The organism is Erwinia sp. V90_4 (assembly GCF_029967685.1).
Classification (GTDB): Bacteria; Pseudomonadota; Gammaproteobacteria; order Enterobacterales; family Enterobacteriaceae; genus Erwinia; species Erwinia aphidicola.
This window is the reverse complement of record NZ_JASCAQ010000042.1, coordinates 102002-116000: the sequence shown is the minus strand read 5'-3', so window position 1 is coordinate 116000 and position 13999 is coordinate 102002. Positions and strand designations below refer to the sequence as shown.

Here is a 13999-nt window from a genome sequence, read left to right as displayed (position 1 = left end):
ATTTTTAATTCTAAAGATAAAAACTATAATGGAATATTTAATTCTTTGCGACGACGCATTTTCCTGTTTTTAATCATCGCGGCAATAAAATGAAACGCTAGACTTAACGCTCTGCCTGTTATCATTGCAGATAATTCAATATGATGGATCTGAATTCGTAAGAGGAAAAGAGATGAGCTCACTGCTGCGTATCCGTCAGCTGTATCCCAGCCTGGCACTGAATGAGCGCCGTCTGGCGGATTTCCTGCTGTCGCAGCCGGACCGTGCGCGCCACCTGAGTTCACAAAAGCTGGCTGACGAGTCAGGGGTGAGCCAGTCAAGCGTGGTGAAATTTGCCCAGAAGCTGGGTTACAAAGGCTTTCCGGCGCTGAAGCTGGCACTGAGCGAGTCGCTGGCTGGCAAAGATGCCATCACCGTGCACAATCACATTCTGAGCGACGATGCGTTAAAGGTGGTCGGTGAGAAGCTGTTTACCGAAAAGCAGTCGGCAATCCGCGCCACGCTGGACATCAACAGCGAGGAGATGCTGCTGGAAACGCTGCGCCTGCTGAAAAATGCCAAGCGCATCGTACTGGTCGGTATTGGGGCTTCCGGCCTGGTAGCGAAAGATTTTTCCTGGAAGCTAATGAAGATTGGCATCAGCGCCGTCGCCGAGCAGGATATGCATGCGCTGCTGGCCAGCGTGCAGGCGCTCAGCCCCGGCGATGTGCTCCTGGCGATCTCCTACACCGGCGAGCGCCGCGAGATCAATCTGGCGGCGCAGGAAGCGCAGCGCATCGGTGCGACCGTGCTGGCCTTCACCGGCTTTACGCCTAACACCCTGCAGCAGTCCGCCAGCCACTGTCTGTACACCGTAGCAGAAGAGCAGACCACGCGCAGCGCGGCAATCTCCTCAACCACTGCCCAGCTGGCGCTGACCGACCTGCTGTTTATGGCGCTGATTCAGCGCGACCCGGAACGCGCCTCCAGCCATATCCGCCACAGTGAAGCGCTGGTGAAAAAACTGGTGTGAACAGTCTGGCAAAAACTTATGCTTAAACCCTCTGCGACTTTCAGCGGCGGGTAAACGGTATCTGAGCCTAAACGATGCAAATTTTAGACATTTCTTGCCATAAAACTTTCAGATGGTAGGATCCGCGAATTAAAAAACAGATAATCAAATGCTGATACTCTTTAAACGTTATGCCTCGATCGGCGTCATCAATACCCTCTTGCATTGGGCCATCTTTTTTGTGGTTCATTCATTTGGTGTGAGCCAGGCTCAGTCAAACATGGTGGCGTTCTTAGTGTCAGTAACTTTCTCATATTTTGCTAATGCTCGCTTTACCTTTAAAAAGCAAGCAACATCTTATAGCTATATGATATTTATAGCATTTATGGGAGTAATGGCCGGCATAACCGGGAAAGCGAGTGATTGCATGCAGTTGCCATCAATAGTTACCCTCGTTGTTTTTTCGGCACTTAGTTTGGTGATAGGTTTCTTCTATTCAAAGAACATTGTGTTCAGAGCGAGAAAATGAAAATTTCTTTAGTCGTTCCCGTCTTCAATGAAGAAGACACTATTCCCATCTTCTATCAAAGCATTAGAAGGGAGCTCACACAGTATGAAGTGCAAATCGTATTTATCAACGATGGCAGTACAGATAATAGCGAAGCAATTATCAATGCATTAGCCGTTGCAGATCAGAACGTTATGGCGTTATCCTTCACCCGCAACTTTGGTAAAGAACCCGCACTTATTGCCGGTTTGGAGCATGCTACCGGTGAAGTGGTTATCCCAATGGATGTTGATTTACAGGATCCGATATCAGTCATTCCATTAATGATGGAGAAGTGGCGCGCCGGCGCTGATATGGTATTAGCCAAACGAATCGACAGGCAAGTTGACAGCCATCTAAAGCGTAAAACTGCTCAGTGGTTCTACAGAATTCATAACAAAATCAGCTCACCGCGCATTGAAGAGAATGTAGGGGATTTCCGGCTGATGTCTCGTAAGATCGTTGAAGATATTAAACGTATGCCTGAGCGCAACCTCTTCATGAAGGGGGTTCTGAGCTGGGTGGGGGGTAATGTCGATATCGTTGAGTATGTCCGTGCTGAACGTGTAGCTGGGGCCTCAAAGTTCAATGGCTGGAAACTTTGGAATCTGGCGATCGAAGGTATTACCAGCTTTTCCACTTTTCCACTTCGTATCTGGGCTTATATTGGCCTGACAGTTGCCGCAATGTCGTTTCTTTATGGCTCGTGGCTGGCCATAATAACCATTTTCTTTGGAAATCCTGTACATGGATATACATCACTTATTGTCTCAATTCTATTCCTGGGTGGAATACAACTAATAGGCATAGGTGTTTTAGGCGAATACATTGGCCGTATTTACATCGAAACGAAACAACGTCCAAGATACATTTTAAAAAAATGATTGATACTCAAATGATTAACGATAAAGACAAAAAGAACCTGGTAGTTTATTGCCTTCTCTCATTATTATTTATCTATCCACTTATCCAGGCGGGTATATATTATAGAGACGACCTGGATCGTTCGATCACTGGGCAGTACGGTTGGAAATCCTTAGGGAGGCCTGTTGCCGACCTTTTAATGCGCTTACTGTCAGCGAGTGGGAAAGACAATCTAGACTTATTTCCTTATACAATGATAGCATCATGCTTATTTTTATCACTTGCGGCAATTCTACTCAAAAAGAGCCTGGAAAATAAAAAAATACAGCATGCAACCTTCATTGCCTGCCTTATAATATTTAATCCGTTTATGCTGCAGAACATTGCCTATCGATACGATTCACTCGGCATGGCATTGGCTTTTTTACTTGCTGTTATATCTTATACTTACCGCAGTGAAACCGCATCTAATAAAAACAGACTAATCAGAATTGCTGCTGGTATTCTTTCGCTCTCAATATACCAACCATGCGCTAACATTTTTATCGGTCTTCTCGCTATTGACCTCGCAATTTATTGCACACTCAATGAAAAAAAACCCCGTGAAAAACTCCACTATTTTATAAAAAAAATCACTGACTTCCTGGCATTCTATATACTCTATATTTTATTTGTCGCAAAATTCTGGAAGCATACTAACCAGCGCGCTGAAACGGTCCCCATTGATATTAGCGGCCTGCAAATAATTAGCCATACATTTAAAGAATTATTGGCTATGGTGTTGTCATTTTTTCACGGCCCGGTTGCGATGTATTTTATCATCCCTTCAGCCATTGCTTTTACTATTACCATTTACAGAATATGTAAAAACAATAAAGACATCATCTTAAACTTAGCTTTGTTGGCACTTTCTTTCATTACCTTAATTGTCTCACTGCTTGGCCCTAACATTATATTAATGACCCCACCCGTATTTCCCCGTACGCTGGTGTCATTTTCCTGCTACTTAGTTATTTTAGCGATAATGCTGGGGAATCTAAAGGGCAAGATTATTTACATTTCCATAATACCCGTTATTACCGTATTTTCCTTTAGCGCACAATTAAGTAACGCTTTGAAAACACAGCGTGACCATGAGAACATGGTTTTTAATATGATTACTCGTGACTTATTAAACACAAATAAAATAGATAAAATAACCGTCATTGGCCAAGTGAATATTAGTGAAAGAACTAAGATACTTTTGAAAAACAAGCCGACTATAAACTATTTCATAAGCCCCGCCTCTGGTTTTACTGCAGATTTCCAGCTACTTAGTAAAGGATTTGCGCAAACGACTTATGGCTATGATGACAAAAAAAATACTGATACCCTTCAAGCTATTAATATAAAAAATAAAACCACACCATGGATTAGCAATCAAGAGTATAAAATTTACATTAGCGGAAATAATGCTGTTGTACAACTTGGTACGCCATAAACCCAGACATATAACATTTAGCCCTTAAACTGAAGGGCTTGTTATTATTTGCCTTACTTTAGGATAAATGTATAATACCCACACACTTTATCCTGTTAATGACTGAGAGAACCATGGCGCTGCTGATCACCAAAAAATGTATCAATTGCGATATGTGTGAGCCGGAGTGCCCGAACCAGGCGATTGCGATGGGGGATGAGTTCTACGAAATTGACGGCGAGCGCTGTACCGAATGCATCGGACACTACGACGCCCCTACCTGTCAGCAGGTCTGCCCGATTGATAACACCATTATTGTTGACCCACAGCGCATTGAGAGCAATGAGCAGCTGTGGGACAAGTTTTTAGAACTGCATACGACAGGTTAATTTTCGATAATCACCGTAGCACAGGCATAATGGCGCTCGTCGGCCAGCGTGACGTGGACGTGTGCCACGCCGAGCTTATTCGCCACTTCCTGCGCGTGCTGGAAAAAGCGCAGGCCGGGTTTGCCCAGCTCATCGTTGTAAACTTCAAACTGATTAAACGCCAGCCCACCGCGGATCCCGGTGCCGAAGGCTTTCGCCGCCGCTTCTTTTACCGCAAAACGTTTAGCCAGAAAGCGCACCGGCTGCTGATGGGCCTGATACTGCCGCCATTCATTATCACTCAACACCCGCTTTGCCAGCCGATCGCCGGAGCGGGAGATCACCCCTTCAATACGGGCGATCTCCACGATGTCGGTGCCGAGGCCGAGAATAGCCATTAGCGACGGGCTTCCCGCATCAGCTGCTTCATCTCTTTCACTGCGTCAGCCAGCCCGCTGAAGAGCGCCCGGCCAATAATTGCATGGCCGATGTTCAGCTCGTGCATCTCCGGCAGAACCGCAATCGGCTGGACGTTATGGTAGGTGAGGCCATGGCCCGCATTGACCTTCAGGCCTTGGCCTGCAGCGTAGGTGGCCGCCTCGGCAATACGTGCCAGCTCGGCGTCACGCTCCGGACCTTCTGCGGCTTCAGCGTAGGCACCGGTGTGGATTTCGATGTAGGGAGCGCCCGCCGCCACGGCGGCGTCAATCTGGCGATGGTCGGCATCAATAAACAGGGAGACCAGAATACCAGCCGCATTAAGGCGCTGTACTGCCGCCGTCACTTTATCCTGCTGGCCGGCAACATCCAACCCCCCTTCGGTGGTCACTTCTTCACGCTTTTCCGGCACCAGACAGCAGAAATGCGGCACGACCTCGCAGGCGATATCGACCATCTCATCGGTGACGGCCATTTCCAGGTTCATGCGCGTCTGAATGGTCTGACGCAGAATGCGCACATCGCGGTCGGTGATATGACGGCGATCTTCGCGCAGGTGTACGGTAATGCCATCGGCACCGGCCTGTTCGGAGACAAACGCCGCCTGTACCGGGTCGGGATATTGCGTGCCGCGCGCATTACGCACGGTGGCCACGTGATCGATATTAACGCCTAACAACAACTCAGCCATGACAGTCCTCAGATTATCGCGAAGGGTTTTGTCGAGTGTACAACGTTCAGCAGCCCGAAGGGTATGACCTGTGGCTATTCGTCCGCGGCTGGCGCTGCGTCCGCTGGTTTTCTCGGCAAAAACTGACGAAAAAGCTCGGTGCTCTTGAGAGGTTTACCGCCAAGATAAGGCTTCAGCGCTATGCGCGTGAAGCGTTTGGCGGCGCGCAGGGTATCGGCATCGGGAAATTCACGCTGGTACAGCGCGCGCAGGTGGCGTCCGGTAAAGCTGCGGTTATTCACCACCAGGCTGGCGATAAAACCCTTCTCTTCACGATAGCTGTAGGTCATATCATCGCTGACCTCTTCGCCGCTGCCGGCACAGTGCAGGAAATCAACGCCGTAGCCAAGATGGCCGAGCATCGCCAGCTCAAAGCGCCTCAGCGTGGGTTCCGGCGATCCGGTCACGCCTGCCAGCCCCTGAATGCAGTGCAGATAATCAAAAAACAGCTCGCTGAAAGCCGTTTCGTGTTCCAGCACGCGGGAAAGCAGTTCGTTGACGTAGAGACCACAGTAGAGAGTAATACCGGAGAGAGGCAGCGCCAGAGAGACAGGTTCAGCCCCGCGCAGCGTTTTCACTTCGCCGCGACCGCCCCAACGCACCAGCAGCGGGGTGAAAGGCTGTAATGCGCCCTTCAGGCTGGAGCGTTTAGAACGGGCACCTTTGGCCAGTACCCGTACCCTGCCGTGCTGTTCGGAGAACAGGTCAAGCAGCAGGCTGGTTTCGCTCCAGGGGCGTCCATGCAGGACAAACGCGCGTTGCCAGCCTTCCATCAGGTTCAGAGATCGTCGGTATAGCCCAGGCTGCGTAAGGCGCGTTCGTCATCCGCCCAGCCGGACTTCACTTTCACCCACAGCTCGAGGTGAACTTTCGACTCGAACATATCTTCCATATCACGGCGCGCTTCAGTGCCGATCACTTTGATCTTGGCGCCTTTATTACCGATGACCATTTTCTTCTGACCTTCGCGCTCCACGAGGATCAAACCATTAATGGTCAGCCCGCCGCGCTCGTTGGTCACAAACTGTTCGATTTCTACGGTCACCGAGTAGGGCAGTTCCGCGCCGAGGAAACGCATCAGCTTTTCGCGGATGATTTCGGAGGCCATAAAACGCTGCGAACGGTCGGTAATATAATCTTCCGGGAAGTGGTGCTCAGCCTCCGGCAGACGCTTACGCACGATGCTGGCGATGGTATCCACGTTGTCGCCCTTTTCGGCAGAAATGGGCACCACGTCCATAAAGCTCATCTGCTGCCCCAGGAACTGCAGGTGCGGCAGCAGAATGCTTTTGTCCGTGAGGTTGTCAATCTTGTTGATCGCCAGCAGCACCGGCACGCGGCCATCTTTCAGCTTGTTCAGCACCATCTCGTCATCGGCGGTCCATTTGGTGCCTTCAACCACGAAGATCACCATTTCAACATCGCCGATTGAGCTGCTGGCAGCGCGGTTCATCAGGCGGTTGATCGCCCTTTTCTCTTCCATATGCAGGCCGGGGGTATCGACGTAGATCGCCTGATAATCCCCTTCAGTATGGATGCCCATAATACGGTGGCGCGTGGTTTGTGGCTTACGCGAGGTGATGGAAATCTTCTGCCCCAGTAACTGGTTCAGTAGTGTAGATTTACCAACGTTCGGGCGGCCTACAATAGCAATAAAGCCGCAATGGGTAGTTTGTTCGCTCATTCAATTCCCAGCTTAATCAGCGCCTGTTCGGCCGCTGCCTGCTCAGCTTTGCGTCGGCTGGAGCCGGTTCCCACAACCGGTTCTGCCATGCCGCTTACCTGGCAGTGAATAGTAAATTCCTGATCGTGCGCTTCGCCACGCACCTGTACCACCAGATAAGATGGTAACGGCAGATGACGACCCTGCAAGAACTCCTGCAGACGCGTTTTTGGATCCTTTTGTTTATCGCCCGGGCTGATCTGATCGAGACGACTGGCGTACCAGTTGAGGATCAGCTGCTCCACCGTCTGGATATCGCTGTCGAGGAAAACCCCGCCAATCAGCGCTTCCACGGTATCCGCAAGAATCGATTCACGACGGTAGCCGCCGCTTTTCAGTTCACCCGGCCCCAGGCGTAAACATTCGCCCAGGTCAAATTCCCGTGCCATTTCAGCCAGCGTGTTGCCACGCACCAACGTGGCGCGCATGCGGCTCATGTCGCCTTCATCCACGCGCGGGAAGCGCTGATAAAGGGCGTTAGCAATGACGTAACTCAGAATTGAGTCGCCCAGGAATTCCAGTCGTTCGTTGTGTTTACTGCTGGCGCTGCGGTGAGTGAGCGCCTGCTGTAACAATTCCTGATGGGTAAAAGTGTAGCCCAGCTTTCGTTGAAGCTTGTTAATTACGATGGGGTTCATGCGTTACCAATTTCTGAATGCGTCAATTATGCTGCACACGGAACAGGGCTGAGCCTGTACACCAACACGATCTGTTTCGTGTGCAGTGGCCTGGTATACGACCAGGCCACCCGTAGTTAATGTTGCCCGCTGGCAAACATTAGTGAATACCGCCAATCCTGCTGAGACGAACGCCCGTTGGCCATTCCCCTTCCTGCTTGTCAAAGCTCATCCAGATGGCGGTGGCTTTGCCTACCAGATTACGCTCCGGGACAAAGCCCCAGTAACGGCTATCTGCGCTGTTGTCGCGGTTATCACCCATCATAAAGTACATGCCTTGCGGCACGACCCAGCTTGACTGCGGCTGGCCCGGCTGCTGGTAATATGAACCCGGCTGACTCTGCGCCTGGGTTACCAGCAGAATACGGTGGGTGACATCGCCCAGCGTCTCGTTGCGGGTGGCTAAACGCAGGCCGCCCTGCATCGATTCGCCCTGTGGTACCTGATAGAAACCGTTGCCAACTTCGTTACCGCTGAAGCCGCTAAAGGTCTGAATAAAGTCGCTTGGCTGCACGTCTGAATAGGTCACTGCCAGCGCTTTATCGCACGGCGTGCCGCCATCACAGGCGGGCTGAATTGAGACCGTTTTGCTCAACGGATCGTACACCACGCGGTCACCCGGCAGGCCAACAACGCGCTTAATGTAATCCAGGCTCGGATCTTTCGGGTATTTAAATACCGCGATATCCCCGCGCTTCGGATGGCCAGTTTCGATCAGCGTGGTCTGAGTAATCGGATCTTTAATCCCGTAGGCGTATTTCTCTACCAGGATAAAGTCACCAATCAGCAGCGTTGGCATCATTGAACCGGAAGGGATCTGGAACGGCTCATAGATAAATGAGCGCACCACAAACACCACGAACAGCACCGGGAATACCGATGCCGTGGTTTCCACCCAACCCGGCTGCTTGTCAGCCTTGGTTTCCGCAATGCCTTCGGCCTGCGCCGCCGCGCGTTTGGCGCGACGGGCCGGCGCCCATTTGAACTTATCGATGCACCAGACAATACCGGTGACGAGCGTTGCTATCGCCAAAATCAGGGCGAACATATTAGCCATTCCAGTTCCCTCAAAGCCCGAATTCGGGCTTATTTGCTGTCTTTACCTACGTGCAGAATGGCCAGGAACGCTTCCTGCGGCAACTCAACGTTACCCACCTGCTTCATACGTTTCTTACCGTCTTTCTGTTTCTGCAGCAGCTTTTTCTTACGGCTGACGTCACCGCCATAGCACTTAGCCAGCACGTTTTTACGCAGCTGTTTCACCGTTGAACGGGCAATAATGTGGTTGCCAATGGCCGCCTGAATCGCGATGTCGAACTGCTGACGCGGGATCAGGTCTTTCATTTTCTCGACCAGCTCGCGGCCGCGGTACGGCGCGTTGTCGTTGTGGGTGATCAGCGCCAGCGCATCGACGCGCTCGGAGTTAATCAGCACATCGACGCGCACCATGTTGGACGCCTGGAAGCGTTTGAAGTTGTAGTCCAGCGACGCGTAGCCACGGGACGTTGACTTCAGACGGTCGAAGAAGTCGAGTACCACTTCCGCCATCGGGATTTCATAGGTCAGCGCAACCTGGTTACCGTGGTAAACCATGTTGGTCTGCACGCCGCGCTTCTCGATACAGAGCGTGATGACGTTGCCGAGGAACTCCTGCGGCAGCAGCATGTGACACTCGGCGATGGGCTCGCGCAGCTCTTCAATGTTGTTCAGCGGCGGCAGTTTACCCGGGCTGTCCACATAGATGATCTGGTTGTCGGTGGTCACCACTTCGTAAACCACGGTAGGTGCCGTGGTGATCAGCTCGAGATCGTACTCACGCTCCAGACGTTCCTGGATGATCTCCATGTGCAACAGACCCAGGAAGCCACAGCGGAAGCCAAAGCCCAGCGCGGTAGAGCTTTCCGGCTCATAGAACAGGGAAGCATCGTTCAGGCTCAGCTTGCCAAGCGCATCACGGAAGGCTTCATAGTCGTCAGAGCTGATGGGGAACAGACCGGCGTAAACCTGCGGCTTCACTTTTTTAAAGCCTGGCAATGCTTTGTCAGCGGGGTTACGTGACTGGGTCAGGGTATCCCCGACCGGAGCGCCAAGAATGTCCTTGATAGCACAAACCAGCCAGCCTACTTCACCACAGTTCAGCACGTCGGTATCAACGCGCTTCGGCGTGAAGATACCCAGACGGTCAGCGTTATAAACCTGACCGGTGCTCATCACCTTAATTTTGTCGCCTTTACGCATGGTGCCGTTTTTGATACGCACCAGCGAGACGACGCCAAGGTAGTTGTCGAACCAGGAGTCGATGATCAGCGCCTGCAGCGGGGCTTCCGGGTCACCTTCCGGCGGTGGAATGTCGCGCACCAGGCGCTCGAGCACGTCAGGCACGCCGATACCGGTTTTCGCTGAACAGCGCACCGCATCAGTGGCATCAATGCCGACAATATCTTCAATCTCCTGCGCCACGCGATCCGGATCGGCCGCCGGCAGGTCAATTTTGTTCAGTACAGGTACGACTTCCAGATCCATTTCCATCGCGGTATAGCAGTTTGCCAGGGTCTGAGCTTCTACGCCCTGCCCGGCATCCACCACCAGCAATGCACCTTCACAGGCTGCCAGCGAGCGCGAAACTTCATAGGAGAAGTCAACGTGTCCCGGAGTGTCGATAAAATTGAGCTGGTAAGTTTTACCATCGGGTGAATGGTAATCGAGCGTCACGCTCTGCGCTTTAATGGTGATGCCGCGCTCACGCTCTAAATCCATGGAATCCAGAACCTGCGCAGCCATTTCGCGTTCGGTTAACCCGCCGCAAATCTGGATCAGACGGTCAGAGAGCGTGGATTTACCGTGGTCGATGTGGGCGATGATAGAAAAGTTTCTTATGTGCTTCATTATTGAGATTTTTCTGCCTTACAAATTCTGGAACTCTCGCGATGCGAAGCAGGAGAGCGTGATATCACAGGCGGACACTGGCCCGAAAGGCAGCATTCTACACTACATATCAAAGGGGTGGAATCTTCGCAGGCAGGCAATAGTGCACGCAAAGGCATATCGACGAGGAAATAAGATTTGAACCAGCGTGGAACGGGGCTGACGGCAGGACAAACCCGCCGCCAGATTCGAGGCCAGTCAGGCATCGGTAGTCACGTGCAGCGCGTCAGGAGGCAGTGCAACGCTGAGGATCACCGGCTGGAAAGAGGCTGAACGGCCCAGAATGCTGGAGATACCTTTTGCAATAATAAAACCGCCCACGCCGCCAAGCAGCGCGCCGCTGGCCGCAGCCAGATCGCTGTGGAACAGCATCTGGAAAACGCCGGCCAGGACGAATAAACCGATAAGCGGCGTCATATAAACAAGGAATGCCGAACTTAGCAGGCTGGTTTCGGCAATGCCTAATTCAATACGCTGGCCCGGCTGCAGCGGCTCGACGCTGGTGATTTTCATCACGTGTGCATTTTTTGGCCCCAGCTTATTCAGCATATGGCTGCCACACCCCTTACGGGCAGAGCAGCTGCTGCAGGAAGTTTTCATTTCGGAGTGCAGTGTGGCAATACCATTCTGCCACGAGACCACCGTCGCCCATTCTCTCATCATGGTGTTTTACCCATCGTCACGCTGTCAGCAATACGTTTAGCGGTGGCAGGAGGCAGTTCGCCCACTACCGTAATTTCCGCATTATTACGCACTTCAGTCTGCACCGTACGACGCCCAGTGCGCAACTGCTGTGGCGAACTGCTTTTATCCGCCATCGTCACGTTGATGGAAAAACTGAACAGACCATCGGAGTAGAGCCGGGATTCCACCGGGCGATCAAGCGAAGGTAGCTGGCGGCGGCTCTGGGCGATCTCTTTCATTCCGGCGGGCAGCCAGCCAGCTTTCCAGTTGAAGGTCACCGCACCGCTGGTAGGTACTGAAAGCACCGGCGGCAGCTTAGCGGTTTCCAGGCCCTGCATAATCTTACGTACGCCATCATCCACCGCGAAGCTAACCACGCGGTACTGTTCCAGCGTCTCGCCGTCGCGGTCCATCAGGTCAACCCGCAGCGGCAGCTTAGTGTCGCTATCCAGCCAGACAATGTAACCGTAGCGCGTACCATCACGCGGCACGATGCGGATCACTTCGCACAGCTGGTCGGCAATGCGCGTGCGGCCAACGGAGACAAAATCATAGGTCGCGGCAAGCTGCTGAAAATCGGCGTACACCAGCGCCGGCAGCGAATCAACAATGTGATCCCCGGTCATGGTGAACGGTTCCAGCCCCGCTTCAAAATAGCTGACCTCATTGCCGCGCTGGATAATCTCACGGCGCGGCCCATCCATCTGCAACAGCTGGGCAAAGACTTTGTTGTCGATAACGGTATGACGGTAGCGAAGCGATTCAATGCCCATGCGGGAGACATTGATATAGGCAAGTTCGTAACTGAGAGACTGGCTGGCCTGCTCCATCTGTTGCAATAGTGCCCCGGAAGGCGTTTGCGCGGCCGGGGCGACAGAGGAGTACATCAGGCTGCCAGCCATAAGGCTGACTGCACACCAAAGCTGCTTCATTACTGCGATTGCATTCCTAACGACTGGTTACCTGGAACCTGAGCAGCAGCCTGCTGATCGGGGCTTTGCTCAAACTGCAGCTGTTCAGCATGCAGACGGCGTTGCAGTTCATAGTCCTGCAGCAGCGCGTTCACGCGGCGGCGCTGGTCCTGAACCTGCTGGTTAGCGTTGCTATTGTTAGTGTTCGCGTTGTCCGCGGGCACACCCAGGCTAACCGGGGAAGCCTGCCCCATCATCGGCAGCGTGTTAAACACCGGGGCGTCGGAAGACTGACCGACCACCGGTTTATTGTACTGCTGCACGCCGACAATCACGGCCAGAGAAACGCAAGCGGCGACGCCAACCTGAGTAATCTGAGCTGCCCACGGGCGCACTTTTGCCCAGAACGGCATCACGGCAGCCTGTTCAGGTTTAGGCTGTGCTTCAACAATCAGAGGAGTGACTTTCTGCGCTGGCTCGTTCTCAATCGCCGCCATGACGCGCGCGGAGATATCAAAATCGAGCAGCTGAGGAACATCACCGCGCAATGTGTCGCGAATCAGGTGATAGCTTTCCCAGTTTTTCTGCAGCACAACGTCTTTAGACAACGCGGAAATGGCTTCATTATCCAGCGTTTCACCGTCCATCAGAGCGGAAAGTTGTTCTTTCTGCATACCTCAATACCCTTCCTGTGTCCGCTATCGCTAGCGTTGGATAAGCGGTTGAATTTTATTATCGATAGCTTCACGGGCGCGGAAAATACGGGAGCGAACAGTCCCTACCGGGCAATCCATGATCACGGCTATCTCTTCATAGCTCAGGCCATCGAGTTCACGCAGGGTGATAGCCATGCGCAAGTCTTCGGGTAACGTCTCGATGGTACGAAAAACGATTTGTCGCAACTCTTCTGACAACATTAAGTTCTCAGGGTTCGATATTTCTTTCAGAGCTCCCGCACTTTCGAAATTTTCTGCATCGATCGCGTCCACATCGGTAGACGGCGGGCGGCGCCCCTGAGCAACCAGGTAATTTTTGGCCGTATTGACGGCAATACGATAGAGCCAGGTATAGAAAGCACTGTCGCCCCGGAAAGATTCCAGCGCACGATAGGCCTTAATAAACGACTCCTGCACTACGTCAGGCACGTCTCCGGAGGGCACATAGCGGGAAACCAGGCTCGCCACTTTATGCTGATAGCGAACTACCAGTAAGTTGAATGACTTCTGGTCTCCTTTCTGTACACGCTCTACGAGAACCTGATCCGTTAACTGCTCGCTCATCCGAGGTAAATTCTCCCCAAATCTGTCTTCACGCGTAATCGCACTTCCAGCAATAACTCAATCTTTCTGAGCAAGCATGCGGTTTGAGTCGTCATCATCAGGAAAGTTCCATTACGCCATTATTTTTGTGTTGCCGCCGGGGGACAGGACAAATCAGCACGCTTTTTTATGCATTCTTACGGATTTGTCGGCCACTGCCTCTCTTTGTTCCTGAAACAGTGACGCTCAGGAGCCCAACAGCCGTCGCAGAGTACCGCAAGGAGCCTCAGTTTTCACCCTATAATCACGACAATAAGTGAACGTTCGTAATATTAAACGCCCTCTTACGCGAATTTTTCAAAAAGATGTCGTATTTGTGACGAGCACTATTTGATTTGGCTCCCACTCTCGAGCGTGGTCGAT

16 protein-coding genes are annotated in these 13999 nt (G+C 52.1%); 5 read left to right on the top strand and 11 right to left on the bottom strand.

Annotated features, from left to right (window positions below; all coding sequences use genetic code 11):
- Positions 1–172: 172 nt before the first annotated feature.
- The 5 genes from QLG07_RS09235 (at position 173) to QLG07_RS09215 (ending at position 4250) form a co-directional block, all read left to right on the top strand.
- Positions 173–1012 carry a MurR/RpiR family transcriptional regulator gene (locus tag QLG07_RS09235; protein ID WP_048915141.1) on the top strand — a complete coding sequence of 280 codons (840 nt, stop codon included), beginning with the start codon at positions 173–175 and terminating at the stop codon, positions 1010–1012.
- Between the two features lie 148 nt (positions 1013–1160).
- A complete protein-coding gene (locus QLG07_RS09230) occupies positions 1161–1520 on the top strand; it encodes a GtrA family protein (RefSeq protein WP_282469079.1) in 360 nt (119 codons plus the stop codon).
- The gene (locus QLG07_RS09225; RefSeq protein WP_282469078.1) at positions 1517–2422 is read left to right on the top strand and encodes a glycosyltransferase family 2 protein; all 906 of its coding nucleotides are present in this window, start codon (positions 1517–1519) and stop codon (positions 2420–2422) included. The genes QLG07_RS09230 and QLG07_RS09225 overlap by 4 nt, the downstream gene beginning before the upstream one ends.
- 11 nt (positions 2423–2433) lie before the next feature.
- On the top strand, positions 2434–3882 hold the full coding sequence (locus QLG07_RS09220) for a glucosyltransferase domain-containing protein (RefSeq protein ID WP_282469077.1): 1449 nt from the start codon (positions 2434–2436) through the stop codon (positions 3880–3882).
- Between the two features lie 113 nt (positions 3883–3995).
- The gene (locus QLG07_RS09215) at positions 3996–4250 is read left to right on the top strand and encodes a YfhL family 4Fe-4S dicluster ferredoxin (protein ID WP_282469076.1); all 255 of its coding nucleotides are present in this window, start codon (positions 3996–3998) and stop codon (positions 4248–4250) included.
- On the opposite strand, the gene acpS is transcribed toward QLG07_RS09215, so the two are convergent.
- The 11 genes from acpS to rpoE form a co-directional block, all read right to left on the bottom strand.
- Positions 4247–4627, bottom strand: coding sequence for a holo-ACP synthase (acpS, locus tag QLG07_RS09210; protein WP_048915139.1), 381 nt, complete (start codon positions 4625–4627; stop codon positions 4247–4249). The two genes, QLG07_RS09215 and acpS, sit on opposite strands and share 4 nt — an antisense overlap.
- Complete coding sequence (pdxJ, locus tag QLG07_RS09205; protein WP_048915138.1) at positions 4627–5358, bottom strand: pyridoxine 5'-phosphate synthase; 732 nt, start codon at positions 5356–5358, stop codon at positions 4627–4629. The genes acpS and pdxJ overlap by 1 nt, the downstream gene beginning before the upstream one ends.
- 74 nt (positions 5359–5432) lie before the next feature.
- Positions 5433–6170, bottom strand: a complete 738-nt coding sequence (recO, locus tag QLG07_RS09200) for a DNA repair protein RecO (RefSeq protein ID WP_230049430.1) — start codon at positions 6168–6170, stop codon at positions 5433–5435.
- Between the two features lie 5 nt (positions 6171–6175).
- Entirely contained in the window at positions 6176–7081 is a 906-nt protein-coding gene (era, locus tag QLG07_RS09195; RefSeq protein ID WP_048915136.1) for a GTPase Era, read from the bottom strand.
- On the bottom strand, positions 7078–7758 hold the full coding sequence (gene rnc / locus QLG07_RS09190) for a ribonuclease III (RefSeq protein ID WP_048915135.1): 681 nt from the start codon (positions 7756–7758) through the stop codon (positions 7078–7080). The genes era and rnc overlap by 4 nt, the downstream gene beginning before the upstream one ends.
- A 139-nt stretch (positions 7759–7897) precedes the next feature.
- Positions 7898–8854 carry a signal peptidase I gene (lepB, locus tag QLG07_RS09185; protein ID WP_048915134.1) on the bottom strand — a complete coding sequence of 319 codons (957 nt, stop codon included), beginning with the start codon at positions 8852–8854 and terminating at the stop codon, positions 7898–7900.
- Between the two features lie 29 nt (positions 8855–8883).
- Positions 8884–10683 (bottom strand): translation elongation factor 4, encoded by a 1800-nt coding sequence (gene lepA, locus QLG07_RS09180; protein WP_048915133.1) that lies wholly within the window; start codon positions 10681–10683, stop codon positions 8884–8886.
- Between the two features lie 237 nt (positions 10684–10920).
- Positions 10921–11385, bottom strand: a complete 465-nt coding sequence (rseC, locus tag QLG07_RS09175) for a SoxR-reducing system protein RseC (protein ID WP_048915069.1) — start codon at positions 11383–11385, stop codon at positions 10921–10923.
- A complete protein-coding gene (gene rseB / locus QLG07_RS09170) occupies positions 11382–12338 on the bottom strand; it encodes a sigma-E factor regulatory protein RseB (protein WP_048915068.1) in 957 nt (318 codons plus the stop codon). Before rseB ends, rseC begins: the two co-directional genes overlap by 4 nt.
- Complete coding sequence (gene rseA / locus QLG07_RS09165; protein WP_099753517.1) at positions 12338–12991, bottom strand: anti-sigma-E factor RseA; 654 nt, start codon at positions 12989–12991, stop codon at positions 12338–12340. The genes rseB and rseA overlap by 1 nt, the downstream gene beginning before the upstream one ends.
- Before the next feature lie 30 nt (positions 12992–13021).
- Positions 13022–13597 carry an RNA polymerase sigma factor RpoE gene (gene rpoE, locus QLG07_RS09160; protein ID WP_048915066.1) on the bottom strand — a complete coding sequence of 192 codons (576 nt, stop codon included), beginning with the start codon at positions 13595–13597 and terminating at the stop codon, positions 13022–13024.
- Positions 13598–13999: the final 402 nt, after the last annotated feature.

What these genes read in the sequence shown, in the direction of transcription:
- lepA (WP_048915133.1), bottom strand. Translation starts at nt 10,683, where the DNA reads ATGAAGCACATAAGAAACTTTTCTATCATCGCCCACATCGACCACGGT.
- QLG07_RS09230 (WP_282469079.1), top strand. Translation starts at nt 1,161, where the DNA reads ATGCTGATACTCTTTAAACGTTATGCCTCGATCGGCGTCATCAATACC.
- rnc (WP_048915135.1), bottom strand. Translation starts at nt 7,758, where the DNA reads ATGAACCCCATCGTAATTAACAAGCTTCAACGAAAGCTGGGCTACACT.
- QLG07_RS09225 (WP_282469078.1), top strand. Translation starts at nt 1,517, where the DNA reads ATGAAAATTTCTTTAGTCGTTCCCGTCTTCAATGAAGAAGACACTATT.
- QLG07_RS09235 (WP_048915141.1), top strand. Translation starts at nt 173, where the DNA reads ATGAGCTCACTGCTGCGTATCCGTCAGCTGTATCCCAGCCTGGCACTG.
- rpoE (WP_048915066.1), bottom strand. Translation starts at nt 13,597, where the DNA reads ATGAGCGAGCAGTTAACGGATCAGGTTCTCGTAGAGCGTGTACAGAAA.
- QLG07_RS09220 (WP_282469077.1), top strand. Translation starts at nt 2,434, where the DNA reads ATGATTAACGATAAAGACAAAAAGAACCTGGTAGTTTATTGCCTTCTC.
- pdxJ (WP_048915138.1), bottom strand. Translation starts at nt 5,358, where the DNA reads ATGGCTGAGTTGTTGTTAGGCGTTAATATCGATCACGTGGCCACCGTG.
- lepB (WP_048915134.1), bottom strand. Translation starts at nt 8,854, where the DNA reads ATGGCTAATATGTTCGCCCTGATTTTGGCGATAGCAACGCTCGTCACC.
- recO (WP_230049430.1), bottom strand. Translation starts at nt 6,170, where the DNA reads ATGGAAGGCTGGCAACGCGCGTTTGTCCTGCATGGACGCCCCTGGAGC.
- QLG07_RS09215 (WP_282469076.1), top strand. Translation starts at nt 3,996, where the DNA reads ATGGCGCTGCTGATCACCAAAAAATGTATCAATTGCGATATGTGTGAG.
- rseA (WP_099753517.1), bottom strand. Translation starts at nt 12,991, where the DNA reads ATGCAGAAAGAACAACTTTCCGCTCTGATGGACGGTGAAACGCTGGAT.
- era (WP_048915136.1), bottom strand. Translation starts at nt 7,081, where the DNA reads ATGAGCGAACAAACTACCCATTGCGGCTTTATTGCTATTGTAGGCCGC.
- rseB (WP_048915068.1), bottom strand. Translation starts at nt 12,338, where the DNA reads ATGAAGCAGCTTTGGTGTGCAGTCAGCCTTATGGCTGGCAGCCTGATG.
- acpS (WP_048915139.1), bottom strand. Translation starts at nt 4,627, where the DNA reads ATGGCTATTCTCGGCCTCGGCACCGACATCGTGGAGATCGCCCGTATT.
- rseC (WP_048915069.1), bottom strand. Translation starts at nt 11,385, where the DNA reads ATGATGAGAGAATGGGCGACGGTGGTCTCGTGGCAGAATGGTATTGCC.